The sequence below is a fragment of the Gilliamella sp. BG2 genome (genome assembly GCF_046635645.1).
Lineage (GTDB): Bacteria > Pseudomonadota > Gammaproteobacteria > Enterobacterales > Orbaceae > Gilliamella > Gilliamella bombi.
The window spans coordinates 1-25,348 of sequence record NZ_JBIDFF010000027.1 but is presented as its reverse complement, the minus strand read 5'-3'; the positions used below and the strand labels follow the sequence as shown (position 1 = coordinate 25,348).

Here is a 25,348-nt window from a genome sequence, read left to right as displayed (position 1 = left end):
TTAGTTAAGCCAGTAATTGACAACTACTTAACCTTTTTATTGAATAAGTGATTTAAATAACCTGACTTTTGTTAATGTGTAGAAATTTGTACAACTAAAAATAGCAATTTTTACTTAAACTGCAACTTATTGACAGCTAGTATATAATATAAAGAATAAACGTAATGTAGAGATAATTTTGATGTCTAGCCAAGATACACCTGCCCAAAATAAAATGTTAATAGACCGTTTTCTAGATTCATTGTGGCTAGAAAGGAACTTAGCTGAAAATACCATTGCTTCTTATAGACTTGATTTGTTGGCACTAAGTCAATCTTTACAACAACAAAATGTCACATTCCTAACAACTCAAACACTTAATTTACAAAACTTTTTAATGCAACGAGTAGAAGATGGGTATAAAGCAAGTAGTTCAGCACGTTTGCTTAGTGCAACTAAACGTTTTTTTCAGTATTTATATCAAGAAAATTATCGCACTGATGACCCTTCTGCAGTATTATCATCCCCCAAACTTCCTAAAAAATTACCTAAAGACTTAACTGAATCGCAAGTCGATGCGCTACTAGAGTCGCCAAGCATAGAAGATCCCATTGAACTTAGGGATAAAGCGATGTTGGAAGTACTTTATGCCACCGGTTTACGCGTATCTGAATTAGTAAATTTAGAAATTAGCGATGTTAGCTTACGTCAAGGTGTAGTAAGAGTAATTGGTAAAGGTAATAAAGAGCGCTTAGTCCCACTTGGAGAAGAAGCAATTTATTGGCTTGAATATTATTTTAAATATGCAAGAAATGATCTTTTAAAAAATGGACCTATTGATGTGCTTTTTCCAAGCCGATTAGGAAAAAAAATGACACGACAGACTTTCTGGCATCGAATTAAATATTATGCCATACTAATCGGTATAAATATTGAAGCACTTTCTCCTCATGTGCTTCGACATGCTTTTGCAACACATCTTCTTAATCACGGAGCAGATTTGCGCGTCGTTCAAATGTTGCTTGGGCATAGCAGTTTATCAACTACACAAATTTATACACATGTTGCAACAGAAAGGTTAAAACAGTTACATAGTAAACATCATCCTCGAGCATAGAATTGACAAAAATAAGGATAATTGAATGAAAAAATTAGTTATATGTTTAGGTTTAGCGTTAATTTCAAGTTCAGTATTAGCAAATAATAATGAAATTGCAAAAGCTTTAGATAAATTTGGTTACGATAGCAAAGAATCAAAAATTTTTGATAGTCCAATTAAAGATTTTAAAAGCGTTAGCACACCAGAAGGTATTGTATACGTTAGTAAAGATGGTAAATTCTTAATTCAAGGCTCTATTTTTGATTTACAAGGTGATGAACCAGAAAACATTGCTAACAGCATCAATCTTAGCCTAATAAAATCAATTGAAAAAGATGCCATTATTTATAAAGCTAAAAATGAAAAATACATCATTTCAGTATTTACTGATTATACTTGCCATTACTGTAAACTGTTACATGAAAATATTGATAAGTATTTAGAAGCGGGTATTTCAGTTCACTATTTTGCATTCCCTCGAGCAGGTGCTAACAGTGATGTTGGCAAAAACATGCAATCTATTTGGAGCATGGCTGACCGCAAAGCTGCATTTGACAATGCATACAAAGGTAATACAATTTCGCCAGCAAGCAGCATGATACCTTATGTAACACAACAATTTAATGTCGGTAAAAAGTTAGGGATTGGCGGCACACCTGCAATTGTCTTACCTAACGGCCAACTTGTTTCAGGTTACGTGCCTGCAGATAAACTAATTGAATTTCTTGATCACAAAAACTAAATAAAAATTAGCAGTTATTGTTACTAAAATGTAAATTAAAATGAAAACACATGTTAGCGCAAATGCGCTAGCATATAAATTATGAAAAAAAGTAAATTAAAACATCGCAAATTACCTGAAGTACTTCCAGAATTTTCTGATGATATTCCGTTATTATTACAACGGATTTATGCATTGCGTGGTGTTACTAGCATGCAAGATCTTGATTACACCACACGCAATCTATGTAATTACGATAAACTAGATGGTATTGAAAAGGCAGTCGAAATTCTTTATTCAATAATGAAAAATAATCAGCAAATCATGATTGTTGGTGATTTTGATACTGATGGTGCCACCAGTACTGCTTTAACCATCAGAGCCTTAAAAAATATGGGCTACCAATTTGTTGATTATATCATTCCTGATCGCTTTAATGATGGATATGGATTAAGTGTTTCGGTTGTTAAAAAAGCCATTTTACAAAATGCACAACTTATTATTACCGTTGACAACGGAATATCTGCTATTGAAGCTGTCGATTTTGCTAAGCAATCAGGATTGTCAGTCATTATTACTGATCACCATTTATGCCCTGAGCTACTACCTAATGCCGATGCCATAATCAATCCTAATTTACCTAATTGTACATTTCCATCTAAGCATTTAGCTGGGGTGGGTGTAGCTTTTTACTTTATGCTAGCTTTACGAGCAAAATTACGGCAAGAAAATTGGTTCTCCGACAACAATTTAGCTGAATATAATGTAGCAAATTTATTAGATCTAGTTGCTTTAGGCACTATTGCTGACGTGGTTAGACTTGATCATAACAACCGTATTTTAGTTCATCAGGGTATAAACAGAATACGAGCTGGCTATTGTTGTGAGGGCATCAAAGCCTTATTACAGGTATCTAAAAAAGATCCTATTAATCTTACGTCTACCGATTTAGCTTTTTATATAGCGCCACGATTAAATGCAGCAGGTAGAATGGATAATATGTCATTGGGAGTTGAATTACTACTTTGTGATAATTATGATTCAGCAATCAACAAAGCTATGGATTTGGATAATCTCAATAGTGATCGAAAGTTAATTGAGCAAATGATGCATAAAGAGGCCTTATCATTCATTCAAGAAATTGAAAAACAAAATATCACAATTCCTAATTTACTCGTGTTTCATCATCCAGAATGGCATCAAGGCATTATTGGGATCTTATCTTCACGTTTAAAAGATAAATATCATCGACCAGTCATATCTTTCGCTTCAACAGAAGATGGTTTTCTAAAGGGCTCAGGACGTTCAATTAAAGGCGTTCATTTACGCGATCTTCTTGATGAATTAAATCAGAAAAATCCTGATCTAATAATCAGTTTTGGAGGTCACGCAATGGCTGTTGGGTTAACTATTCGAGAAGAAGATTTAGAACGTTTTAAAAATAATTTTGAAACACTTTTAGATGCACGCTTAGAACCCGATTTGCTAGAACCAATTATTGAAACTGACGGTGAAATAGATAGCCAAGATCTTACTTACGAAATCGCCAAACAATTAAAAGAATCAGGACCATGGGGAGAAGGATTCTACACTCCCATTTTTGACGGTGAATTCATTATTCATCAACAGCGATTATTTTCAGACAAACACCTAAAACTAGTACTAGAACCCCAAAACGGTGGTCCACTTATTGAAGGGGTCTTTTTTAATGTAAATAGACAACTATGGCCTGATCAATCGATAAAAAATGTGAAAATAGTTTACCATTTAGATGTAGATGAATTTCGTGGTAACCAAGCTCCATTATTAATGGTTAAACATCTATGGCCTCTCGCATAAACAATCAGAATCGATTATAATTACAAGGTTGCTCTGAATTTACATCTGTTTACCAATCAAATAAGCAATGGTTACCCAATACTATCAATATAAAGTTTATACAATGTTAAGGATTCAAAATGCATATTCATATTCTTGGAATTTGTGGCACATTTATGGCAGGGATTGCTTTGATAGCTCGCTCTCTTGGTCATAAAGTAACGGGTTCAGATAAAAATGTTTACCCACCAATGAGCACACTTTTACAAAAAGAACACATTGATATCATTGAAGGGTATGATCCATCACAACTGACATCAAGACCTGATTTAGTCATTATAGGCAATGCGCTATCAAGAGGTAACCCTTGTGTAGAATATCTTTTAGATAATAACATTCCTTATATTTCAGCACCTCAATGGTTACACGACAATGTATTGCGAGATCGTTGGGTCATAGCTATTGCTGGAACTCATGGTAAAACTACAACTGCGGGTATGGTCAATTGGATTTTAGAAAAGCAAGATTACAAGCAAGGATTCGTTATTGGTGGTGTACCGGGTAATTTTGATGTATCGGCAAGATTAGGTGAAGGCAATTATTTTGTTATTGAAGCAGATGAATATGATTGCTCGTTCTTTGATAAACGTTCAAAATTCATGCATTACTGCCCAAAAACACTTATCATGAATAATCTAGAATTTGATCATGCAGATATTTTTGATGATCTCAGTTCTATTCAAAAACAATTTCACCATTTGGTTCGTTTAGTGCCGAGTAACGGATTAATTATCACACCACAAGAAGATGTAAATTTAAAACAAGTATTAGCTAAAGGTTGCTGGAGTAAAAAAATATTCACAGAATCAGAAAACGGCTGGCTAGCACAACGTATAAATAATGATGCGAGTCATTTTGCGGTTTACTTTAACAATAAAAAAGTAGGCGAAGTAAAATATTCCTTAGTTGGCGAACACAATATGCATAATGCACTAATGGCAATTGCAGCCGCCCATAATGTTGGCATTGATCCTGCTGATGCTTGTTTAGCACTAGGTTCTTTTGTCAATGCAAAAAGACGATTAGAACTTTATGGCGAAGTTAATAATATTGAAATCTATGATGACTTTGCCCACCACCCAACTGCAATTTTAGCCACATTAGAAGCATTACGCAGTAAAATAGGAGCTAATCGTCGCATTCTAGCCGTACTTGAACCACGCTCAAATACGATGAAATTAGGGGTATCTAAAGATGAACTAGCCCCATCACTTGGTCGAGCTGATGAAATTTTTATATTCCAACCTGAACAACTACCTTGGCTAGTAGCCGATGTGGTTGATGCTTGTATTCAACCCGCTTACTGGAGTGGTGATATCGATTTATTGGTTGAAATGATCACAAAATCAGCTAAACCAACCGATGCAATTTTAATTATGAGTAATGGTGGCTTTAATGGTATCCATAAAAAGATTTTAGAAAACTTAAAGAAGAAACAAATAAAAAACCAAGAACAATAACCGCTAGTCTAAAAATAATATAAATAGCAATATGATATATGCCACATCATGTGGCATATCAAACAAAAAGGACATTTCATGAATGAAACTACCGACATGATTGCTATGCTATGTCGCAGAATAAAATTAGCCAGAATTGAGAAAAATTTATCCCAACTAGAACTTGCGCAAAAATCCGAAATAGGCATTGCCACAATAAAACGTATTGAACAAGGCGAATCAATTACATTACAAACATTAATTTCCGTCCTCCGTGGATTAGGCGAACTTGATCAACTTAATAATTTACTTGCCTATAACGAAGTTATCCATATTGCCTCAGCAGAACAACCAAAACGAAAAAGAAAACAACGAAAAGTAAAAACTGAACGGGTAGATGTACTAACTGAAAATGATTTCTTGCGCTCTAAAGTTAATACTATGCACTGGAAACATTAAATACAATCTAATGTCTCGCCGATTTTACAATCGGCGAATTCGACAGAAAAATAGCAACACCCTAATTACAATGAACCGTAATTGCTAGCCCACCACGCGATGTTTCTCGATATTTTGCATTCATATCCTTTCCTGTTTCATACATCGTTTTAATAACTTTATCTAAAGATACTTTTGCTGCAGTAATTCGTCTTAAAGCCATTCTTGTCGCATTTATCGATTTTACTGCGGCAATGGCATTTCGCTCAATACAAGGAACCTGAACTTGGCCTGCAACTGGATCACAAGTCAAGCCTAAGTTATGCTCCATTGCTATTTCTGCCGCCATGCATACTTGTTGAGGATTACCGCCTAAAAGCTCAGCAAGTCCTGCCGCAGCCATAGAACAAGCAACGCCAACTTCCCCTTGACATCCCACTTCTGCACCAGAAATAGAAGCATTTATTTGATAAAGTTGTCCTATTGCGCCACAAGTTAGAAAGAAACGAATATAAATATCAGGTGTAACTGGATTAATAAATTTATCATAATAAGCGAGCACAGCAGGTATAATACCACATGCACCATTTGTTGGCGCAGTAACCACTCGTCCTCCTGCTGCATTTTCCTCACTAACTGCAAGCGCAAACATATTTACCCAATCAATAATCACCATTGGATCACTAATAAATTTATCCTTAGTGGTAGACAATTGACGGTATAACGAAAACGCACGACGAGGAACTTTAAGAGGTCCTGGTAATAGCCCTTCTGTATTCATACCTCGTTTGATACATTCCAAAATAGTTTGCCCAACACGAGAAAAATAGGATTCAATTTCTTCATAAGAGTGTATTTGCAACTCATTTTTCATCATAATACTAGAAATTGATAATGAGTTATCTTCACAATGTTTTAATAATTGCTCAGCTGAAGCAAATGGATAAGGAAATTTTACTGAATCCTGCTCTTGTTGACCAAATTGCTCTTCTTCAACAACCTGACCACCGCCAACAGAATAATAAGTTTTCTGAAAAACTAATTTATCGCCGCTATATGCAGTCAAAGTCATACCATTTTCATGTAATGGTAAAAATTTAGAATGAAACACCATACAACTTTCCAACGGAAAATCGATTTCATAACGATCATTGTAAATAGATAACCGCTGAGTTTGGCTAAGTTTTTCGATAACACTTGGAATACTATCAATATCAACAGAATCAGGTTTTTCGCCAGTTAATCCCATAATAATAGCAATATCTGTTTGATGACCTTTGCCTGTTAACGACAAAGAGCCATAAACATCAGCCACAATTTTTGTTACTGATGCCATCATGTTATTACTGATTAGTTGATCTATGAATGCCTTCCCTGCCCTCATTGGTCCTACTGTATGTGAGCTTGAAGGTCCAATGCCAATTTTAAATATTTCAAATACCGAACTCATATTTTTCCCTTTTGATGCAAAACATAAATTAATACTGCTATCCTAGTGATATCTTTACAAATTAACTTATTGCTAATAAAATAACCAATAATCATCTTGCCACTTACCCCATACTAATACTTAGGTATCACTTTTGAGATTATGAAAATAAGTTTTAATACCTATTAATAGTTAATTCTTGCTATATCGGTAGATTATTTTATTAGTAGCTGTATTTACCTACCAACGAATGCCAGTAGGTTTTATATATTAAATAAACAAGTAAGTGGTAATTACCCATGAATTAAATTTTATAATAAATTATAGATAGCGGCTGAAATTGCAACTAATCCCATAACAACAATAAATACATTACTTAGCCTTCCTTTATATTTTGCTAGTACAGGTAATTTATGAATTGCATACATTGGCATTAAAAACAACAACACAGCTAAAATTGGGCCACCAAGTGATTCAATAAGACCTAAAATACTTGGATTTAATGTTGCAACCCCCCAAGCAGTTACAAACATAAAGGCAATAGCTAATTTATCAAGTTTGTTTTCTGAAATTGTTTTATTACGGCTACGCAAAAATTTATTAACAACACCATTAAATCCTTCTTTACCACCTAGATAGTGACCTAAAAACGATTTAGCCATTGCAATAAATGCAATTGGAGGACCAATATACTCAATAACAGGTGAATTAAATCGATTAGCCAAATATGACAACGTTGAGATATTTTGAGCTTTTGCATCTAAAAGTTCAGCAGGCGACAAGCAAAGCGCACAACTAAAAACAAAAAACATCACTGTTACAACCATCATGATATTGCTTGCTGCAATAATTCTAGTACATTTAGGTTCAGCATAAACGTCACCATATTCTTTACGTTTAGCTACCGCTAAAGATGAAATAATTGGTGAATGATTAAATGCAAAAACCATAACAGGAATAACTAACCAAAGTGTCATTAAAATACTTTGTCCTTCGTCACTACTACCAAAAGACAAATTGGTAAAAATTTCACCATTCCACTCAGGAATTAAAAATAACGCTAAAATCATTAAAACGGCAATAAATGGAAAAACTAATATTGACATAACTTTAACAATAAGTTCTTCGCCAAAGTGAACAATTGACATTAAAAATGCAACTAAAACAAATGAAAGTAAAGCTCGTGGTAATGACTCCATTCCTAATTGATGAACCATAAAGCTATCTACTGTATTTGTAATACCAACGCTATATACTAATAATATTGGGTAAATTGCAAAAAAATAAAGTACAGTTATCCAATTTCCTGCTGTGCGCCCGAAAGCTTCTTCAACCACAACGGTAATATCGCCATCGCGACTTTTACCTGATAATACAAATCGACACAAAGCTTGATGAGCAAAAAATGTCATAGGAAAGGCAAGAACCAACATAACCAGCAACGGAATTAACCCACCGACACCTGCATTAATTGGTAGAAAAAGTACTCCAGCACCAATCGCTGTACCATAAAGGCTAAGCATCCATAACGTATCACTTTTTCGCCATTTAGGTAATTTTGATTCTTTACATGAATCTATTACATTTTCGTTAGTCATTAACGTGCTCATTTTGAACTACTCCTCAATCTAAAATTCTGCGCATATAATATCAATTTAATAACTTTTACAAAGTGATCTTTATCACACAAACAACAAAAAAATTAAATATAATCAACGCGATAAAAATATCCAATTTGATACCTAGCAAAATAAAAATTAATAAAGTATTAATATTGATACAAAAAAGTAAAACATACTGCCATTCTATAGCCAAATAATCTGTATTTAGCGACTATAATTTAAAAACATACTTTATTAATGCTGAGTTGGAGGTATTACAAGAATTCCATATTAAAAATAACAATAAAATTACTTTAGTGTTACGCTTGGTACTGCTAAACTAGCTCACATTTTTATCATATATATTTATAAATAAATTTTTTTAGGATAAATTTATGCGAACCAGTAAATATCTTCTTTCTACGTTAAAAGAAACTCCTGCTGATGCTGAAGTCATTAGCCATCAATTAATGTTACGTGCAGGCATGATCCGCAAAGTGGCTGCTGGATTATATACTTGGCTTCCCACTGGTTACCGCGTACTTAAAAAAGTAGAAAATATTGTCCGTGAAGAGATGAATAAAGCCGGTGCAATAGAAGTATTAATGCCAGTTGTACAGCCTGCTGATATTTGGCAAGAAAGCGGACGTTGGGAACAATATGGCCCTGAATTATTACGTATTAAAGATCGTGGCGACCGTGATTTTGTTCTAGGCCCAACTCATGAAGAAGTCATTACAGACTTACTACGTAATGAAGTTAGCTCATATAAACAATTACCACTTAACGTGTATCAAATTCAAACCAAATTTCGGGATGAAGTACGCCCTCGCTTTGGTGTGATGCGTTCACGTGAATTTATTATGAAAGATGCATACTCTTTCCATACTACACAAGAATCATTACAAGAAACTTATGATGAGATGTATAAAGCCTATAGCGCAGTTTTTACACGTGCAGGTTTAAAATTTAGAGCGGTGCGTGCTGATACAGGATCAATTGGTGGTAACTGGTCACATGAGTTCCAAGTATTAGCCGACAGTGGCGAAGATGATATTGTTTTTTCAACCGAATCTGATTATGCGGCTAACATAGAAATGGCTCAAGCATTAGCACCAACACAAAAACGCGCTGAACCTACAAAAGCAATGGAGTTAGTCGATACTCCCAATGCCAAAACTATTGACGAATTAGTCGAACAATTCAATTTACCGATTGAAAAAACCGTAAAAACCTTGATGGTTAAAGCCACGAAAGAGAGTGGTCATCAATTAGTAGCTTTACTAGTTCGAGGTGATCATACATTAAATGAAATCAAAGCAGAAAAAATTGATATTGTTGCCTCACCACTTGAATTTGCAACCGAAGAAGAAATTCGTACGATTGTGAATGCAGGGCCAGGCTCGCTAGGTCCAATAAATCTAAACATGCCAATTATTATCGATCGTGATGTGGCTGTTATGAGCGACTTTAGTGCTGGTGCAAACATTGACCATAAACACTATTTTAATATCAATTGGGAACGTGACACTGCTTTACCTCGCATTGAAGACATCCGTAATGTGGTTGAAGGAGATATTAGCCCTGATGGCAAAGGCACATTACAAATTAAACGTGGTATTGAAGTGGGACATATCTTCCAACTTGGCACAAAATATTCACAAGCAATGAAAGCAACAGTCCAAGGTGAAGATGGACAAAACCACGTTATGATTATGGGGTGTTACGGCATTGGAGTAAGCCGCATTGTAGCTGCTGCAATTGAACAATGTCATGACGATCGTGGTATTGTATGGCCAGAAGCGATTGCTCCATTTAGCGTTGTCATTATTCCAATGAACATGCACAAATCCGAAAAAGTTCAAGCAACAGCCGAAAAACTTTATGCTGATTTACAAGCTGCTGGCATTGAAGTTTTATTTGACGATCGAAAAGAGCGCCCTGGCGTAATGTTTGCTGATGCGGAACTAATCGGGATCCCTCACACTATCGTAATTGGTGAACGCAACCTCGGTAATGGAGAAGTGGAATACAAACACCGTTCAGGTGGTGATAAAGTAATGGTGAAAGTCAACAATATCATTGAATTTATCCAAAGCCGCCGTCAAAAAGTATAATAAATCCAATCATAAAAATCAAAATAACAACAACGCATTAATGTAGTTGTTGTTATTTTATCAATTCAAGAATAAGTATTATTATTCATAACACTCATTACACCAAATAAGTTAAACCCCTAATTATAAATTCAAAGTGATATTGTTGTTTTTTTCAGCTAGAATAAATCAACGCAACTCTTATTTTAATTGGTTAGAATAATGTTAAAAAAAACAATCGCATTGGTATTATCCACCTCATTATTATTACAAAGTACATCTATCGTTTATGCTGATAATATTAACCTTCCTGATATTGGTACTGCGGCAGCCACAACGCTTAGCATTGGCCAAGAAATGGAAATGGGCGATTATTATATGCGAATGTTACGAGCAAGTGCTCCCATAATAAACGACCCTGTTTTAAACCAATATATTAATGATCTAGGCAAAAAATTAGTATCAAAATCAGAATCAGTAAAAACGCCATTCCATTTTTATATTATGAAAAGTGAAGTACTTAACGCATTTGCTTTTTTTGGTGGGAATGTCGTCATTCATTCTAAACTAATATTAGACACCGACAATGAAAGTCAATTAGCCTCTGTTATGTCTCATGAAATTGGCCATGTCACCCAACGCCATTTAGCCAGAGCAATGGAAAACCAAAACCGTAATAGCCCTTATGTTTGGGGGGCAACATTAGGCTCTCTACTATTAACATTAGCCAATCCCGAAGCTGGCATGGCGGCGATGACAAGCACCATGGCAGGATCAGCTCAAAATATGATTAGTTTTACGCAAAGTAATGAACAAGAAGCCGATCGTGTTGGTTTAAGAACGCTTGCTAAAGCAGGGTTTGATCCTTATGCTTCATCAGAATTTCTACAAAAACTTGCCGATCAAAGCCGATTTAGTAGTAAAGCTCCCGAAATTTTACTTACTCACCCATTACCTAACAGCCGATTAACCGATATTCGAAATCGTTCATTGCAATATAGCAAAAAAAATGTATCTCCGTCATTAAACTACTATTTAGCGAAAGCTCGATTGGCCATATTAATGGCTAAAAATAAAAATACCGCAAAGCTATTAGTTGAAGATTATAAAAAACTAAACAATGAACAAAGTAAAACAGCTATTATTTATGCTAATGCTTTAGCTGATAATCTAAGTGGAAATAATCAAAAAGCGAAACAACAACTACAGCCATTATTAGATAGTGATCCCAATAATATTTGGTATATTGATTTAATGACTGATATTGATTTAGCGCTCAACAATAGCAGCACTGCAATAACTCGCCTACAAGCAGCATTAAAAAAAGCACCAAACAGTTCTGCATTGCAACTAAACTTGGCTAATGCGTATATAAAAAACAAAAACTATCAACAAGCCGTAAGCTTGTTACATCGCTATACTTTTGACCATAATGATGACTCAAATGGATGGGAATTACTCGTCACTGCTTACGGGGGATTACATGCAAGAGCAAAAGAAATGAGTGCTAGAGCGGAATTAATTGCATTAGAAGGTCAATTTCAACAATCCATTCAACTACTACAAAATGCTAAGAATCAAACAAAAGGCGATCAGACAATGATTTCCAAAATTGATGCAAGAATTAATCAATTAAAACAGCTACAAAAACGTTATGCAGCTTATAAACGATAATTTTATTAACAAAACCTTCTCGACTAATTATTTACGCACCCATTAGTCGAGAAGATAACAAAATACTTATTTATCAGCTAAATGATCCACATTATTGAAGAATTTTACAGTAAATGTCCCTTCAGATTGTTCATTACCTTGCTTATAATTAACCACACTAATGCTAGTATTTAACATTCGAGGGAAATAATCCTCATCACGATGTAAACGCCAATCACCACCATTTAAAACACAAAGTAATATACGTAATACCGTTCCATGTGACACAACCAAAATATTACCCGTATCTTGAGGTGCATTTTTTACAATAGTATTTAACCCCTGCTTCATACGCAAAAGGGTATCAAAATAATTTTCACCTTGATTGACCGAAGCATCAAAATTAGCAGGATCTGTCAAATAAGTAGTAAATTCTGGAAACTCCTTTTTCAATTGAGGGACTTTCTTGCCTTCCCAAATACCAAAATCCATCTCACGCAAATCAGCAAGCTCAAAAGTAGGAATAACTATATTATTTTCTTTAACAATATAATCTCGAGTTTCCATAGCTCGTTGTTGTGTACTTGAGTATGCTTGCATAAAAGGAACATTTTTTAAATGCTGTCCTGTCACTTTAGCACCAAAAATACCTTGCTCTGTTAAAGGTGAATTTTGAGAGCCTTGCATCTGATCTTTAATATTCCACTGCGTTTGACCATGTCTAATTAAATATAAATTAATATCTTTCATTCGTACTAACTACCTTTTTTATTTTAAGATTCTGTTTTTTCATATTTATCTTTTCTTAGATACGACAAGCAAGTCTGCAAAATATCATCCATTGGTGCATTTAATTGCATTTCTTGCAAACTTTTAGGATGAATAAATCTTACGCTTGCTGCATGTAAAAATAAACGATTAAGCTTAGTATCAGCTAATAACGCATCAAATTGCCTATCGCCATAACGATCATCAAAAGCAATTGGATGGCTTGCGTATTGAGTGTGTATGCGAATTTGGTGTGTACGCCCAGTAACAGGGCTTGCTTTAATCAAAGTGGCAAAATTGAAGCGCTCTTCAACTTTAAAACGCGTTTCAGAAGGCTTACCCTCTTTATCAACCTTTACCACTCGCTCACCGCTTTTTAATACATTTTTAAGCAGTGGGGCTTGTATTACTTTACATTCAGAAGGCCAATTCCCCTTAACAAGTGCCAAATAATTTTTTTGCATTTGCTTCAGGCGCAACTGCTCGTGTAACGCTTTTAGTGCTGAGCGTTTTTTGGCAATCAATAACACGCCCGATGTTTCGCGATCTATGCGATGCACCAACTCCAAAAATTTCGCTTCAGGTCTTAAGGCGCGTAATCCTTCAATCACGCCAAAACTTAAGCCACTACCACCATGAACAGCAATACCCGATGGCTTATTAATTGCCAACATTACCTCATCTTCATAGATGATTGCCTTTTCTAAATCAGCGACTTTATTAAGCTTGGTCGAAATATCTGGCGTGGGTTTTTCAGTCATACGAACAGGAGGAATACGAATTTCATCGCCAATATTTAATTTATATTCAGGTTTAATCCGTTTTTTATTAACACGAACCTCACCCTTTCTTAAAATGCGATAAATCATACTTTTTGGCACACCTTTTAAATGGGTGATTAAAAAGTTATCAATACGTTGTGTCGCATTTTCCTCAGAAATAGTAACAAATGAGACTTGTAGTTTTGTATGTGGAACCGTTGAGTGCATAAGGAATGATTAATCCGCCGTCAATAAATAAAATCGTTTTACATTACTCAAAAATAAACTACACTATCGTAGTAAAAATAAGATAGATTATATTCAATATAATTAAAGAAGAAAGATTATAGCGAAATATGAGGGAATAAAATAGTATGTTATCATTGCTTAATCAATACTCACAAGCTAGATTGGCTTGGTTCTTATTGTTCTTTTCTACTTTTACTTTTGAAATAACCGCACTTTATTTTCAACATGGTTTAGGGCTTGCACCTTGTACTCTCTGCATTTATCAGCGTTGCGCTATTTTTGGTATCATGTTGGCTAGCATTATTGGAATAATTGCTCCTCGCAACATTTTTGTTCGATTAATAGGTATTTTCATTTGGCTTTTTAGCGCCTATAAAGGCTTTTCATTAGCAACATTTCATGCTCATCTACAATTTGAACCTAATCTAAATGATACTTGCTCAATTAACGTACACTTTCCTGCTTGGCTACCATTAGATTCGTGGTTTCCTAGTTTGTTTAATGCTTATGGCTCATGTGCCGATAAAATTTGGACATTTCTAACAATTGAAATGTCACAATGGATGATTATTATTTTTGCTTGCTATTTTATTGTTGGTTTGGCTGTATTAATATCTCAGTTCTTTTTATCCTCAAAAAATTCAATCTGGAGTAAATGACTTTATTTATAAAACTAGCACTTTTTGTTGAGTTTGTTAGAATGTGTGATAATTTTATTTTACAAACGTCACACATAAATGCTTTTGGAATACCACCCACCTATTGAACCTTGGCTATCGATTTTGCATCAAGACGACCATATTGTGGTTGTAAATAAACAACCAGGTATTTTGTCGGTTTCGGGCAATAAACCTCAATTTATTGATAGTATTATTCACCGATTGCAACAAAAATATAGCTACGTCGAATCCGTGCATCGGTTAGATATGGCAACCAGTGGTATCATGGTTGCCGCACTTTCTAAACTCGCCGATCGAGAGATAAAAAAACAATTTCGTGAACGTATTCCTAAAAAAACCTATATTGCTGTAGTGCATGGGCATCTTGAGCAAGATTCTGGTCGTGTTGAATTACCCCTAATTTGTGATTGGCCCAATCGACCAAGGCAAATGGTCGATTTAGAAAATGGCAAACATGCGCTGACAGAGTATCAAGTCATTTCACGCAATCCAGACAACACAACACGAGTGCAATTATTTCCGTTTACTGGGCGATCACATCAATTACGGGTACATATGCAAGCCATTGGTCACCCTATTTTAGGCGATAAATTCTATGCCCACCCTGAAGCCTTTACTATGTCTAAAAGGCTGCTATTGCATGCTCAATTACTAACAATTAACCACCCTAAAACAGGCGAAAGTATGACGTTTAGCTGCGAACCTGATTTTTAAAAATAGAAATATAAAATTAGCGACCATTATATAAAATCTGCTTATGCGAATAAAAGATAAACAACTGATATAAAGGAAATTAAAATGCAAAAAATTGTTTTAGCAACGAATAATCAAGGCAAAGTCAATGAATTGCAAACATTACTCGCTAATGCAGGTTTTGATATTATTGCACAAAACCAATTTAATATACCGGATGCCGACGAAACAGGCTTAACATTTATTGAAAATGCACTTTTAAAAGCAAGACATACTGCCAAATTAACTGGACTGTCCGCCATTGCTGATGACTCTGGTTTAGCGGTCGATGCACTTGATGGGCAACCTGGGATCTATTCTGCTCGTTATGCAGGTGAACACGGTAACGACAAAAGTAACAATCAAAAATTACTTAAAGCATTACAAAATATCCCAAAAGAAAAACGTACCGCTTACTTTTATTGTGCGCTAGTTTTTATGCGACACGAAAACGACCCAACACCTATCATCTGCTTAGGAAAATGGGATGGTTTAATTTTAAATGAAGAACAAGGTGATGGGGGATTTGGCTATGATCCACTTTTTTATGTACCAGAACTAGGCTGCACCGCAGCACAGCTAACAAAAGAACAAAAAAGCCAAATATCACATCGAGGTCAAGCTCTAAAACAATTGATTGAAAAAATTAAAACTGCTTAGCAAACTTATTTATACTCGAAATTGCATATCAAGAAGTAAACAGTATATACTTAATACATTAATGATATTGGAGTTAATATTTTGATTGTAATGATAGTAAGTGGTCGCTCTGGATCGGGAAAATCAATCGCCCTACGCGCTCTAGAAGATATGGGATTTTATTGTGTTGATAATATCCCAGTTGCTTTATTACCTCAATTAGCCAACTCATTAAAAAACCACAACACGCCAGTTGCAGTTAGCATTGATATTCGAAATTTGCCTGAACAATTTGATTTTAATAATGATATATTTCAACGTTTGCCCGAATCGGTGACACCTGAAATACTTTTCCTCGATTGTAGTCGTAATACGTTAATTCGACGCTATAGTGAAACACGACGGATACATCCATTAACCAATCAACACTATTCTCTTGAAGAAGCAATAGATCTTGAAGAAAAATATCTAGAACCTTTAAAATCTAACGCAAGCCTAGTTATAAATACCGATGACCTATCAGTACATGAACTATCAGACATATTAAGATCACGTATTTTAGGTAAAAAAGAGCGTGAATTAACCTTTATTTTTGAATCATTTGGCTTTAAACATGGCTTACCCATTGATGCTGATTTTGTATTTGATGTCAGGTTTTTACCTAACCCACATTGGGAAGTGAATTTGCGCCCATTAACAGGATTAGATAAGCCAGTAAAAGAATATTTATTACAACACAATGAAGTGTCCAATTTTATCTATCAAACCGCCAATTACTTAAATCAATGGATACCTTTATTAGAAAAAAACAACCGCAGTTACTTAACCATTGCTATTGGATGTACAGGTGGTCAACATCGTTCTGTCTTTATTGCTGAACAATTAGCCGCATTTTTTAAAGCACAAAACAAACAAGTAAAAATTCGCCATCGAACTTTAGAAAAAAAATGATGATTATCTTTCAATTTTAAAAATTCGATAATCTATCAATGTTTTTTTTACATTTTTCAAAAATATCTTTTAGTGTAGTTTTATGATTAGCTGAAGCTGGTATTGCCGTAATTAATTGACTAACCTTGGTCAATTCAATATCTGAAGGTAAATTTGCTAGCTTCTGCCTTAATATATTAACTGTTTGTGGATGTGGATGACCAATAACAATAGCAACGCCATTTTTGCGTGCCAATTTTATCGCCAAATCAAATTGCAAGCTAATAGCACTTTCTTTTTGTTGAGCATCTAAAAATACATCACGCGTTAATACTGGGATGTTATAGTAGCTAGCAGCTTTTTTTATTTGAGTCTTACCGATTGTTTTACTATCTAAAAAAAACATCGAATATTGACTTAATGCTTTCATAACTTTTATCATACCAGTAAGATCTGCTGTCATCAAACTTCCCATATGATTATTAGCTCCAATAGCATAAGGCACTTGTTCAACAGCATTTGTCACTATTCGGTTTACTTCAGCTTCATCCATCGAAGGAAATAGAGTGTCTTTTTCTAGTGGCTGTTTACCTAATGGAGCCATAGGTAAGTGAATTAACACATCATTACCATTATTATGGGCTATAGTTGCAATACGTTTAGCATTAGGCGAATTTGGTAAAACTGCAATAGTAATATTAGGAGAAAATGAAATTATTTGCTCTTCATTATGCTGGCGATAGCCAAAATCATCAATGACTATTGCAAGTTTTGCTGCCCATATATAGTTGGAATTTAGCACTAAGAAAATGATAAAAAAAAGGTTAATAAAACAACGCATTACTTTAACCACTCTCTCGGATCAAGTGCCTTACCATCACGGCGAATCTCAAAATATAAAGCAGATATGTTTTTCCCACCACTTGAACCAACCAATGCAATAGGTTGGTCAATATGAATCTTATCACCCACCTCAACTAAAATACGCTGGTTATAACCATATAAACTCATATCACCTTTACCATGATCTAATGCAACAACAAAACCATAACCTTGTAACCAACTAGCCAAGATGACCCGTCCACCAGCAATGGCTTTAACTTGAGCACCATCTTTAGCATTAATCACCATCCCTTTCCAACGTAGCTCACCTTGGAGTGATTCTCCAAATTGATGTACAATATTACCATTCACTGGCCAATTAAACTGATGTTGTGGCTTACCAATACCACTTACGCGAGCCATTAATGCTAGCTCATCAGGATTAGGAGTATAACGAGAATTATTCTGCTTTTCTTCAATATATTTTGCTTGTTTTGCTTCTTCTTCTGCAATACGTCTATTTTTACGTTCAGCTTGAGCAATTTTAGCCTGTAGTTTAGCTTCATTATTACGCAAGTCGGTTAATTTTTGTTGATTTAATTGCATCAATGATTCAAGAGAATTTATCGTGTTTTGTCGATTTTGACGATTTTTTTCAAGTCCTACTTGTTGTTCTTTCTGTTTAATTTGTAATTCTTTATGCAAAACTTGTTTTTTTTGTAACTCAATTTTCTTCTCGATCAATTGGGTTTGAGTATCTTGAAGATTGTGAATTTGCTGTTGCCGTGCTTGATTAATATAGCGGTAATAAGCAATTATACGATCATTACGTTCGCTTTTTTCTCCCGAAAAAATTAACTCCAAACCAGTTGTTTTGCCTAGTTTAAATGCACTTTCGAGCTGCTTTGATAATATAATTCTTTGATGTTTTTGTTTTATAGTTAATATATCAATTTGTCCAATCAAATTGTTGATTTCTTGATCGAGTTTCTTAAGTGATAAATCATTCTTTTCAATTGAGGTTAAAAGATTAGCTATTTTGGTTTCTTGTTCTTTAAGATTATTGACTAACTTATTACGCTCTTCTTTTTGTTGTGCTAAACGCTTTTCTTGTTCTTCAATAGCGTGACGTAAAGATTGAAGTTGCTGATTATCATTAGCATATAAAAAACTAATTTTTATTAATCCAACAAAAACAATCACAATAATTTTCTGATAAACAGACATGGCGTTTATATTTATGATTTATAACCAAACAACAATGATAATACCACTATACCGATAAATAGGCCAAAATGCAAAATGAAACCCACACACAAAGTAGGATAATTTGTTTTTTTAGATAAAAAATTAGTATGTTTTGTATCTCATTTCTGAACGGAAAAATAGTTATTATTAAAGTGAGCTATCCGTGACTTTACTAATTTTGAATACAGGTCGAATTCACAATAAACAAATACATAACAACATACTAAAAGCTACTTTATACAGAATGCAAGTTTTTGGCATCCCTAGCGAAATATACCAAGAAATTTAACTACTAAAGTATGATTTACCGATGTTTTAATCTACGGTCAGAAAAGTACATTAATTAAAATATATAAATTTATTCATTATATACAATATTTATAATGAAAATTTATTGATGAAAGCATAATTAAAATCCATTAACAACTAGAAGTAAAATTATCAAGAATAGCAAGCAACACATTACGGTAAGTTGATAAAAATTTACTGTTGATAATTTGAGCCTAGGCAAAGCATTAGTCGATAGACAAATTATTGCGATAATAAGGTCGTTGAGCTTTTCTTATACACTCAAAACATATATTATTTATGTTGTTACTACAATGACGAATCTGGCTAACAATATTATGAATATATTTAAATTTATTATAATCGTATACACCACAACTGAAGGTAAGTTATCGCCAGACCAATATAGACAACAATATTACCGAAATAACAAAATAATATAGGTATGTACGAAGCAATCTGATGATTCATGACACCTACTCATAAGAATCTATCAGCCAAATCAAACCTCAAAAGGAGTCATTAATGCAAGATGATAATAAAATATCAGATGATGAATTGAATCTAATAATTCAGCGATGTAAAAAAGCAACAAAAGGGCCATGGATATCATATGTAGAAGGTAGAGATCATACTAGTGGCTCAAATTTTATTCTCACAGGAACTGAATGTAATCGTGGAAAAAATATTGAACTTATTGGTGGAACAATAGATGATCAAGAATTTATTGCACACGCACGACAAGATATTCCCAAATTAATTAATGAAATTAAAAGATTAAAAAAAATAATTATTAAAAATAAGCAATAAATATGATCGTTTTTTTGATTCTATATTTGGACTTTACGTATTTATTTAAAAATTAATCAGCCTTTATTAACAATAATATTTATGGATCAACAATATCAAATCGGTATGTCCACACTTTTTAGTACCAAAAAGATAAGGTCATTGATTTCTTTTGTATTCAATCGGCGACTGGTAATTTAATGTTGAATGAAGTCGATTATAATTAAACCAATCCACATAGTGATTAAATTCCAACTTAAGTTGCGCCAGTGAATCAAAAATAGTATTTGACACAAATTCTGTTTTCACTGCTTTAAATGTGCTTTCTGCAATTGCGTTATCATAAGGACAGCCTTTGCGACTTAACGACCTTTTTTACAGGTGTATTTCGAAACCCAGCCATTTTTCGCCATGATTCGACCTATTTGGCGTCGAGACACGGTTATGCCTTGCTTTCTCAGCTCTGCTTGCAGACGCCTTGTACCATAAACTTGATAATTATTATTAAAAATTTCACCCACTATTTCACTCAGCGATATATCTTGTGGTTGCTGCGTCAATTGCCGTTGATAATAGAAACGATTTCGGGTTACATTTAAACATCGACATAATGCACGTAAGCTGTATCAATGCTTATTATGTAAAATTAACTCGATTTTCTTCCCATTATCAACGCCGCTTGCTTTAGGATATCATTCTCCATTAACAAGCGTTTATTCTCTTTGCGTAGCGCGATAAGTTCGTTCTCTTCAGTTCGACGATTATCTTTTGCGATGAATGAGCCAGTAGTTTGGTACTGCGTTATCCACTTATCTAATGCTGACTTGGTGAGGTCATACTCTGAGACGATATCCACACGTTTTTTACCATTTTGATATAGCATGACCATTTGTTTTTTGAACTCGTTAGTAAAGCTACGTTTTGTTCTTCGCGATGAATCGATTGTCATTGTTGTTACCTTCTTTTATTTTTAGTTTATCATAACAATGACCTTATAAAACTGGTACTAATTAGTGTAGCCTATCCAAAGTTTCAAACAGGAAGATAAGCCGTATTTTACACAATAAAAAGACAATGTTAAATATGGTTTTATAAATCTATTTTGGCTGAGCTATTAAAATTACCCCAGCAGAAACTGGGGATTAATCAATGAGCGATTTATTGCTTATAGGAAGATAGAAAATGAGCAAATCTTCCAATAGCGTCTTCAAGTTGACCTGAATGAGGCAAAGCAACAATTCTAACGTGATCCGGTTTATGCCAATTAAAGCCAGTTCCTTGTACAAGTAATACTTTTTCTTGTAACAAAAAATCTAATACGAGTTTTTGGTCGTTATGGATGTTGAATTTGTTCTGATCTAATTTTGGAAATAGATACAAGGCACCTTGTGGTTTAGTACATGAAACCCCAGGGATTTCATTAAGTAAACGCCATGCCAACATACATTGATCATATAAGCGACCTCCAGGAACAATAAATTCATTGATGCTTTGGTAGCCTCCTAGCGCTCCTTGAATAGCATGTTGTAATGGCACATTAGCACATAAACGCATTGAAGCTAGCATATTTAAGCCTTCAATATAGCCTTTTACATGGTTTTTTGGGCCACAAAGCGCCATCCAGCCTTGCCTAAAACCAGCAACTCGATAAGTTTTTGATAGGCCACACATGGTAATGACAAATAAATCGGGGGCCAATGCGGCAATTGAATAATGCACTGCATCATCATATAAAATTTTATCGTAAATCTCATCAGCGAAGATGATTAGATTATTTTGACGAGCGATTTCAGCGATCTCAAGTAATACTTCTTTACTATAAACAGCGCCTGTCGGGTTGTTAGGATTAATAATTACTATTCCTTTAGTGTTTGGAGTTATTTTCCGTTTAATATCTTCAATATCAGGTGACCAATTTGATTCTTCATCGCAAAGATAGTGCACAGCGCTCCCACCAGACAAACTAATAGCCGCTGTCCATAATGGGTAATCGGGCATAGGTACGAGTATTTCATCACCACTATTTAGTAAAGCCTGCATGGATTGAACGATTAATTCTGATACACCATTACCGATGTAAATATCTTCAACATCTAAACTATTAATTCCGCGAGCTTGATAATACTGCATGATTGCTTTACGAGCAGAATAAAGGCCTTTAGAATCGGAATATCCTTGTGAGGAAGGTAAGTTTCTAATCACATCAATTAATAATTCGTCAGGCGCAGCAAAACCGAACGGCGCTGGGTTTCCAATATTGAGTTTCAGGATAGTTTGACCTTCTTCTTCCAGTCGTTTTGCATGCTCTAGAATTGGACCACGGATATCGTAACAAACATGATCCAATTTTGTGGATTTTGAGAAATTTACCATAAGTTGCTCTTTTTAGTTCTTGTGTTGATATTTTTACTGAAAAAAACAATCTACTCCTATTTCGATAATTTTTGAAGATGCTATTATAGTTAGCTCAATAAATATTATTTAATTGTCTATTTTTTGTGCGGGAGAGTGTTATGAAAACCATTTTAACGGTAATTGGTAAAGATCAAACAGGTATTATTGCTGGTATTAGCCAAAAGTTATATGAATTAAATATTAATATTTTAGATGTCAGCCAAACTATCATGGATGAGTATTTTACGATGATTATGTTACTTGACCTATCTAAAATTAATGTGTCATTTGATGAAGTAAAAACTGTGTTGATGCAAACAGGTCAAAATCTAAAAGTTAAAGTCAATCTTCAAAGAGAAGAAATTTTTGATGCTATGCATCGTTTATAATATTAATTCTATATTTTAAAAAAAGGATAATACTAATGGAAACAAAACAGATCCTCGAAACCATTAAAATGATTGAGGAAGAAAAACTTGATATCCGCACAATAACCATGGGTATTTCTCTTCTTGATTGTATAGATAGTGATGGTGAAAAAGCACGCCAAAAAATTTATAACAAAATTACACGTCTGGCAAAAGATCTTGTTAAAGTAGGTGATCAGATTACTTCAGAATTTGGTATTCCAATAATCAATAAACGTATTTCTGTTACGCCAATATCTTTAATTGCCGGTGCTAGTGATGATAAAGATTATGTAGCGTTTGCTAAAACTTTGGATGAAGCAGCTAAAGCGGTTAATGTTAACTTTATTGGTGGATTTTCAGCACTGGTACAAAAAGGTTATCATAAAGGTGATGAAATTTTAATTAAATCAATTCCACAAGCACTTGCACAGACAGAACGAGTTTGCTCATCGGTAAATGTTGGCTCTACACAAACGGGGATCAACATGGATGCAGTAAAGCAAATGGGAAATATCATTAAAGAAGCTGCGCAATTAACAGCTGATAATAGTAGCATGGCCTGCGCTAAGTTAGTTGTGTTTGCTAATGCTGTTGAAGATAATCCATTTATGGCAGGTGCCTTTCATGGCGTAGGTGAAGCTGATTGTGTCATTAACGTTGGAGTCAGTGGTCCTGGTGTAGTTAAACGAGCACTTGAAAAAGTCAAAGGTCAGCCATTTGATGTTGTAGCTGAGACTATCAAAAAAACTGCATTTAAAATTACTCGTATGGGGCAACTGGTCGGTAAAGAAGCTTCTGAACGTTTAGGCGTTAAATTTGGTATTGTCGATTTATCGTTAGCTCCAACTCCAGCAATTGGTGATTCGGTTGCACACATTTTAGAAGAAATGGGATTAGAAGCAGTCGGTACACACGGTACAACTGCAGCACTAGCTATGCTAAACGATGCGGTTAAAAAAGGTGGAGTAATGGCTTGTGGCCATGTTGGCGGATTAAGCGGTGCATTTATCCCTGTTTCGGAAGATGCAGGTATGATTGATGCTGTAAATAACAGTGCACTTAATCTTGAAAAACTAGAAGCAATGACTTGTGTTTGTTCTGTTGGACTGGATATGATTGCAATTCCAGGCGATACGCCAGCTGAAACTATTTCGGCGATCATTGCAGATGAGGCTGCAATAGGGGTGATTAACCACAAAACAACAGCTGTGCGAATTATTCCAGCAGTGGGCTTAAACGTAGGAGATAACATTGAATTTGGTGGCTTACTCGGCCATGCTCCCGTTATGTCAGTAAACAAATTTAGTTCATGTGATTTTATTAATCGAGGTGGAAGAATTCCCGCTCCAATTCATTCATTTAAAAACTAATATATTTATTTTAAATGAATATTTTCCCTTACTCCGTCTACAGCAAGGTAGGCGGATTATCGCTATAAATAATGAATATTCCTTATTTCATGAATTGGTGGCTTTTATTCGGGTATCTATTATCAAGGCTGCTTTTCTTGCCATAATAATTTTAAATATATAATTTTTAATTATATAGTATTTGTACTTAAGTATATACCTAAAAGATGTGGTTTAAGATGTGGTTTAAGATGTGGTTTAAAATGTACCTTACTGATACTTAATGGGCAATAAAATAGACTTTAAGGCTTGTTATTACTGGGTTTGGTGTGCTTTGCAGGGTTTAAAAGAATATTGCTGTTTATTGATTTGGTGCCGTGGGCGGGACTTGAAATGATCTTATTAAAGCCTTTTCAATAAAGGGTTTTGCTTTTTCTTTATTGAAGAAATAGTCCCAAGCATAGTCCCAAAATAAAAAGTGCCCCCCAATATTAGGTATTTTAATCTTGCCAAATTGAAAGGTTAAAAATTGGTTTTAGAATTTTGACGGTGTAAAAATTTATCTAGGTGAGTGGTATTCGTTAATTATATTTTAGATTTTTTATACCTCCTCCCCATAAAAATAAAATTTAATAAAAAAGTGTTCACGGTGTTCACTACTTGCTTGAAGCCTTATTATAAAAGGGTTTGAGCGGTGAACACTTAATGATTTACTATTCACAAGTGTACACTTTAGGTGTTCACTCAATAAAAAACCGCCAATTAGGGCGGTCTCTATTTTATATTTTATTGGCTCAATTTGAGCTACTAGTTAGGCTCTTCAGCTTTTGGTATCCAATCTTTGTCAGAATTTGTGTGCAAGTGTACACTACAATTTAACTGAATAGCTCTTTTTTAAAGATGTTTACTATTTGGTCTTCAACATCTTCAAAGCCTTTATTTAAAAAGTCCTTTTT

The 25,348-nt window shown here is 34.4% G+C and carries 21 protein-coding genes and 1 pseudogene; 14 read left to right on the top strand and 8 right to left on the bottom strand.

The features are described from left to right. Positions 1–181: 181 nt before the first annotated feature. The 5 genes from xerD to ACGH6Q_RS10355 all read left to right on the top strand — a co-directional run bounded on the left by xerD (position 182) and on the right by ACGH6Q_RS10355 (position 5,575). A complete protein-coding gene (gene xerD, locus ACGH6Q_RS10375; RefSeq protein WP_411592760.1) occupies positions 182–1,096 on the top strand; it encodes a site-specific tyrosine recombinase XerD in 915 nt (304 codons plus the stop codon). 25 nt (positions 1,097–1,121) lie between these two features. Continuing rightward, a complete protein-coding gene (gene dsbC, locus ACGH6Q_RS10370; RefSeq protein WP_296318306.1) occupies positions 1,122–1,820 on the top strand; it encodes a bifunctional protein-disulfide isomerase/oxidoreductase DsbC in 699 nt (232 codons plus the stop codon). A gap of 81 nt (positions 1,821–1,901) precedes the next feature. Then, entirely contained in the window at positions 1,902–3,638 is a 1,737-nt protein-coding gene (gene recJ / locus ACGH6Q_RS10365; RefSeq protein WP_411592759.1) for a single-stranded-DNA-specific exonuclease RecJ, read from the top strand. 119 nt (positions 3,639–3,757) lie between these two features. Beyond that, on the top strand, positions 3,758–5,137 hold the full coding sequence (mpl, locus tag ACGH6Q_RS10360; RefSeq protein ID WP_411592758.1) for a UDP-N-acetylmuramate:L-alanyl-gamma-D-glutamyl-meso-diaminopimelate ligase: 1,380 nt from the start codon (positions 3,758–3,760) through the stop codon (positions 5,135–5,137). Positions 5,138–5,215: 78 nt separating this feature from the next. Further along, on the top strand, positions 5,216–5,575 hold the full coding sequence (locus tag ACGH6Q_RS10355; RefSeq protein WP_296300871.1) for a helix-turn-helix domain-containing protein: 360 nt from the start codon (positions 5,216–5,218) through the stop codon (positions 5,573–5,575). Positions 5,576–5,636: 61 nt separating this feature from the next. Here ACGH6Q_RS10355 and ACGH6Q_RS10350 read toward each other — a convergent pair whose 3' ends face one another. Both ACGH6Q_RS10350 and ACGH6Q_RS10345 read right to left on the bottom strand, forming a co-directional pair. Then, entirely contained in the window at positions 5,637–7,004 is a 1,368-nt protein-coding gene (locus tag ACGH6Q_RS10350; RefSeq protein ID WP_174798971.1) for an L-serine ammonia-lyase, read from the bottom strand. Positions 7,005–7,294: 290 nt separating this feature from the next. Further along, positions 7,295–8,593 carry a serine/threonine transporter gene (locus ACGH6Q_RS10345; RefSeq protein WP_411592757.1) on the bottom strand — a complete coding sequence of 433 codons (1,299 nt, stop codon included), beginning with the start codon at positions 8,591–8,593 and terminating at the stop codon, positions 7,295–7,297. 386 nt (positions 8,594–8,979) lie between these two features. Here ACGH6Q_RS10345 and proS point away from each other — a divergent pair, with 386 nt between their 5' ends. Continuing rightward, positions 8,980–10,701 carry a proline--tRNA ligase gene (gene proS, locus ACGH6Q_RS10340; RefSeq protein WP_411592756.1) on the top strand — a complete coding sequence of 574 codons (1,722 nt, stop codon included), beginning with the start codon at positions 8,980–8,982 and terminating at the stop codon, positions 10,699–10,701. A gap of 201 nt (positions 10,702–10,902) precedes the next feature. Continuing rightward, entirely contained in the window at positions 10,903–12,354 is a 1,452-nt protein-coding gene (locus ACGH6Q_RS10335; protein ID WP_411592755.1) for a M48 family metalloprotease, read from the top strand. A gap of 66 nt (positions 12,355–12,420) precedes the next feature. Here ACGH6Q_RS10335 and ACGH6Q_RS10330 read toward each other — a convergent pair whose 3' ends face one another. Further along, positions 12,421–13,083 (bottom strand): histidine phosphatase family protein, encoded by a 663-nt coding sequence (locus ACGH6Q_RS10330; RefSeq protein WP_065561544.1) that lies wholly within the window; start codon positions 13,081–13,083, stop codon positions 12,421–12,423. Positions 13,084–13,106: 23 nt separating this feature from the next. Continuing rightward, positions 13,107–14,090, bottom strand: a complete 984-nt coding sequence (gene rluC, locus ACGH6Q_RS10325; RefSeq protein WP_411592754.1) for a 23S rRNA pseudouridine(955/2504/2580) synthase RluC — start codon at positions 14,088–14,090, stop codon at positions 13,107–13,109. A gap of 146 nt (positions 14,091–14,236) precedes the next feature. Between rluC and dsbB the strand changes: the two genes are divergently transcribed. The 4 genes from dsbB (at position 14,237) to rapZ (ending at position 17,113) form a co-directional block, all read left to right on the top strand. Next, positions 14,237–14,770 carry a disulfide bond formation protein DsbB gene (gene dsbB, locus ACGH6Q_RS10320; RefSeq protein ID WP_411592753.1) on the top strand — a complete coding sequence of 178 codons (534 nt, stop codon included), beginning with the start codon at positions 14,237–14,239 and terminating at the stop codon, positions 14,768–14,770. A gap of 78 nt (positions 14,771–14,848) precedes the next feature. Next, the gene (gene rluA, locus ACGH6Q_RS10315; RefSeq protein ID WP_065590656.1) at positions 14,849–15,505 is read left to right on the top strand and encodes a bifunctional tRNA pseudouridine(32) synthase/23S rRNA pseudouridine(746) synthase RluA; all 657 of its coding nucleotides are present in this window, start codon (positions 14,849–14,851) and stop codon (positions 15,503–15,505) included. An 84-nt stretch (positions 15,506–15,589) separates the two neighbouring features. Then, positions 15,590–16,183 (top strand): XTP/dITP diphosphatase, encoded by a 594-nt coding sequence (locus tag ACGH6Q_RS10310; RefSeq protein WP_411592752.1) that lies wholly within the window; start codon positions 15,590–15,592, stop codon positions 16,181–16,183. A gap of 81 nt (positions 16,184–16,264) precedes the next feature. Next, positions 16,265–17,113 carry an RNase adapter RapZ gene (rapZ, locus tag ACGH6Q_RS10305; protein ID WP_411592751.1) on the top strand — a complete coding sequence of 283 codons (849 nt, stop codon included), beginning with the start codon at positions 16,265–16,267 and terminating at the stop codon, positions 17,111–17,113. 16 nt (positions 17,114–17,129) lie between these two features. Here rapZ and ACGH6Q_RS10300 read toward each other — a convergent pair whose 3' ends face one another. Both ACGH6Q_RS10300 and envC read right to left on the bottom strand, forming a co-directional pair. Further along, positions 17,130–17,933, bottom strand: coding sequence for a divergent polysaccharide deacetylase family protein (locus ACGH6Q_RS10300; RefSeq protein ID WP_085166076.1), 804 nt, complete (start codon positions 17,931–17,933; stop codon positions 17,130–17,132). After that, entirely contained in the window at positions 17,933–19,117 is a 1,185-nt protein-coding gene (gene envC / locus ACGH6Q_RS10295) for a murein hydrolase activator EnvC (RefSeq protein ID WP_411592750.1), read from the bottom strand. The genes ACGH6Q_RS10300 and envC overlap by 1 nt, the downstream gene beginning before the upstream one ends. A gap of 858 nt (positions 19,118–19,975) precedes the next feature. Here envC and ACGH6Q_RS10290 point away from each other — a divergent pair. Further along, positions 19,976–20,260 (top strand): hypothetical protein, encoded by a 285-nt coding sequence (locus ACGH6Q_RS10290; protein ID WP_065611537.1) that lies wholly within the window; start codon positions 19,976–19,978, stop codon positions 20,258–20,260. Between the two features lie 138 nt (positions 20,261–20,398). Here ACGH6Q_RS10290 and ACGH6Q_RS10285 read toward each other — a convergent pair. Together ACGH6Q_RS10285 and ACGH6Q_RS10280 are read right to left on the bottom strand one after the other, a co-directional pair. Continuing rightward, positions 20,399–21,188 (bottom strand): annotated as a pseudogene (locus tag ACGH6Q_RS10285) (IS3 family transposase). 209 nt (positions 21,189–21,397) lie between these two features. Continuing rightward, positions 21,398–22,612, bottom strand: a complete 1,215-nt coding sequence (locus tag ACGH6Q_RS10280; protein WP_296302076.1) for a pyridoxal phosphate-dependent aminotransferase — start codon at positions 22,610–22,612, stop codon at positions 21,398–21,400. 140 nt (positions 22,613–22,752) lie between these two features. Here ACGH6Q_RS10280 and ACGH6Q_RS10275 point away from each other — a divergent pair, with 140 nt between their 5' ends. Together ACGH6Q_RS10275 and ACGH6Q_RS10270 are read left to right on the top strand one after the other, a co-directional pair. After that, positions 22,753–23,022, top strand: a complete 270-nt coding sequence (locus ACGH6Q_RS10275; RefSeq protein ID WP_034914900.1) for an ACT domain-containing protein — start codon at positions 22,753–22,755, stop codon at positions 23,020–23,022. A 35-nt stretch (positions 23,023–23,057) separates the two neighbouring features. Further along, positions 23,058–24,413 carry a PFL family protein gene (locus ACGH6Q_RS10270; RefSeq protein ID WP_411592749.1) on the top strand — a complete coding sequence of 452 codons (1,356 nt, stop codon included), beginning with the start codon at positions 23,058–23,060 and terminating at the stop codon, positions 24,411–24,413. The last annotated feature ends 935 nt before the right edge of the window (positions 24,414–25,348 follow it).

Excerpts from the sequence above, each read along its gene's own strand:
- xerD (WP_411592760.1), top strand. The coding sequence starts at position 182 with ATGTCTAGCCAAGATACACCTGCCCAAAATAAAATGTTAATAGACCGT.
- dsbC (WP_296318306.1), top strand. The coding sequence starts at position 1,122 with ATGAAAAAATTAGTTATATGTTTAGGTTTAGCGTTAATTTCAAGTTCA.
- recJ (WP_411592759.1), top strand. The coding sequence starts at position 1,902 with ATGAAAAAAAGTAAATTAAAACATCGCAAATTACCTGAAGTACTTCCA.
- mpl (WP_411592758.1), top strand. The coding sequence starts at position 3,758 with ATGCATATTCATATTCTTGGAATTTGTGGCACATTTATGGCAGGGATT.
- ACGH6Q_RS10355 (WP_296300871.1), top strand. The coding sequence starts at position 5,216 with ATGAATGAAACTACCGACATGATTGCTATGCTATGTCGCAGAATAAAA.
- ACGH6Q_RS10350 (WP_174798971.1), bottom strand. The coding sequence starts at position 7,004 with ATGAGTTCGGTATTTGAAATATTTAAAATTGGCATTGGACCTTCAAGC.
- ACGH6Q_RS10345 (WP_411592757.1), bottom strand. The coding sequence starts at position 8,593 with ATGAGCACGTTAATGACTAACGAAAATGTAATAGATTCATGTAAAGAA.
- proS (WP_411592756.1), top strand. The coding sequence starts at position 8,980 with ATGCGAACCAGTAAATATCTTCTTTCTACGTTAAAAGAAACTCCTGCT.
- ACGH6Q_RS10335 (WP_411592755.1), top strand. The coding sequence starts at position 10,903 with ATGTTAAAAAAAACAATCGCATTGGTATTATCCACCTCATTATTATTA.
- ACGH6Q_RS10330 (WP_065561544.1), bottom strand. The coding sequence starts at position 13,083 with ATGAAAGATATTAATTTATATTTAATTAGACATGGTCAAACGCAGTGG.
- rluC (WP_411592754.1), bottom strand. The coding sequence starts at position 14,090 with ATGCACTCAACGGTTCCACATACAAAACTACAAGTCTCATTTGTTACT.
- dsbB (WP_411592753.1), top strand. The coding sequence starts at position 14,237 with ATGTTATCATTGCTTAATCAATACTCACAAGCTAGATTGGCTTGGTTC.
- rluA (WP_065590656.1), top strand. The coding sequence starts at position 14,849 with ATGCTTTTGGAATACCACCCACCTATTGAACCTTGGCTATCGATTTTG.
- ACGH6Q_RS10310 (WP_411592752.1), top strand. The coding sequence starts at position 15,590 with ATGCAAAAAATTGTTTTAGCAACGAATAATCAAGGCAAAGTCAATGAA.
- ACGH6Q_RS10300 (WP_085166076.1), bottom strand. The coding sequence starts at position 17,933 with ATGCGTTGTTTTATTAACCTTTTTTTTATCATTTTCTTAGTGCTAAAT.
- ACGH6Q_RS10290 (WP_065611537.1), top strand. The coding sequence starts at position 19,976 with ATGCAAGATGATAATAAAATATCAGATGATGAATTGAATCTAATAATT.
- ACGH6Q_RS10280 (WP_296302076.1), bottom strand. The coding sequence starts at position 22,612 with ATGGTAAATTTCTCAAAATCCACAAAATTGGATCATGTTTGTTACGAT.
- ACGH6Q_RS10275 (WP_034914900.1), top strand. The coding sequence starts at position 22,753 with ATGAAAACCATTTTAACGGTAATTGGTAAAGATCAAACAGGTATTATT.
- ACGH6Q_RS10270 (WP_411592749.1), top strand. The coding sequence starts at position 23,058 with ATGGAAACAAAACAGATCCTCGAAACCATTAAAATGATTGAGGAAGAA.